Raw genomic sequence first — 1,262 nt, 5'->3', positions numbered from 1 at the left:
TGCGCATGCGCCACACTCGCATACGCACTCGCCAAAGGGAATCCCATACGGACTCTTATGTTAGGCGGATACCACTAGCTTAGCTAGATCAGCTTCGGCCATCAACGATCCCGAAACCGCCGAATATGTCTCCAGGCGCTGCGGCGCTACGACTGTGGAGGTCAATCAACTAAGCCGGTGGACGCAGTCCTCCGGCTCGTCGAGAACCCGCTCGAAGCAACTTGTCAGCCGGCGGCTGATCCTGCCGCATGAAGCGTGGCATGCGCGCCGACGAACAGTCTTCACCGCCGGCAATGCGCCTCTTAGGTGCGGGCGCGCGATCTGGTTTCGCAGAGCGGATATGAAAGCATGCGTGAAGCCAAACGCGTCTTTCATGCTAACGCGGAGAGGCAGTGCAGCTTCTGTCTTAGGTAGCGTCCTGGTCCTCTGGAATTTCCTCCAGAAGTCCGTCATAGACTTCGAGCAGCACATCTGTGATCGCCTTACCCAAAGCATTGCCGGCCGCGCGGACGTCATCCTCCGTTCCGTCACGCGCGGCCTTGGCAAGCTCAAAGCCCTGCTCGCCGACAATCTGCTTGGCAACTTCAATCGCCCAGAGGCCGAAGTCGCCACGGCTCCCGATTTGAACAGTTTCTTCCATGCTAAAACCTCGAATGTCTTCTCCGCGCCGAAAACCAGCGCGCGGCTACTAACCGGTGTATTCATCATTGTTGTGAATCGATCAAGACGCATCGATTCACAAGTGCCGTTGGACTGTGACCCGGCATTTGCGAGTCCCATCTAATGATCTCGCAACCCTACCATCTTTGCCGTGCCCACGATGACACGGGTATTGATTTCCTGTCGCCCTTCGCCAGCACCGCGCGACGTGCCGCCACGGCATCATGGAGCGTCACTGAAGGCAAGGTCAAATCAGCAAACGGGCTTCCACGAAATTCTCCGAAGGCCTATGAAGATACGGGCCATTTCCCCGCGGGTCATATTTCACTAGCAGACGACGGTTCGAGCGACCGGCGTCGGCGCTAAGCGCAGGTGACCAGTAGCACAGACCAAACAGATTGGCCGCAATGTGCGCTCCTGCTCGGGCAGGAATTTCAACCAGAAACGCATCCGATCTTGTGCCAGTCGAAGCGGAATCTCGCCCTCGTGTTCCCGCCAGACGGCATTCGGCGGGCGGCTCAAGCGGCACCGTAAAGTTAACCGACGGCTGAGGAAGATGTGCGTACATGGGCCATGTCAGAAGTTGCTCGTGATCCGCTTTA

At 57.7% G+C, this 1,262-nt stretch carries 2 protein-coding genes and 1 pseudogene; 1 reads left to right on the top strand and 2 read right to left on the bottom strand.

Translation table 11 applies throughout. From position 1 onward, the window contains the following. Positions 1-88: 88 nt before the first annotated feature. Positions 89-373, top strand: a pseudogene (locus AU381_RS27755) (type IV secretory system conjugative DNA transfer family protein); the annotation flags it as partial. A 33-nt stretch (positions 374-406) separates the two neighbouring features. On the opposite strand, the gene AU381_RS00050 reads toward AU381_RS27755, so the two are convergent. Together AU381_RS00050 and AU381_RS30505 are read right to left on the bottom strand one after the other, a co-directional pair. After that, entirely contained in the window at positions 407-640 is a 234-nt protein-coding gene (locus AU381_RS00050; protein WP_015633479.1) for a hypothetical protein, read from the bottom strand. Positions 641-907: 267 nt separating this feature from the next. After that, a partial coding sequence (locus AU381_RS30505; protein WP_244520000.1) for a Mu transposase C-terminal domain-containing protein occupies positions 908-1,262 on the bottom strand: 355 nt, incomplete at its 5' end.

This window comes from Sinorhizobium glycinis (assembly GCF_001651865.1).
Taxonomy (GTDB): Bacteria; Pseudomonadota; Alphaproteobacteria; order Rhizobiales; family Rhizobiaceae; genus Sinorhizobium; species Sinorhizobium glycinis.
This window is presented reverse-complemented; position numbering and strand designations above follow the sequence as displayed.

Excerpts from the sequence above, each read along its gene's own strand:
- AU381_RS00050 (WP_015633479.1), bottom strand. The coding sequence starts at position 640 with ATGGAAGAAACTGTTCAAATCGGGAGCCGTGGCGACTTCGGCCTCTGG.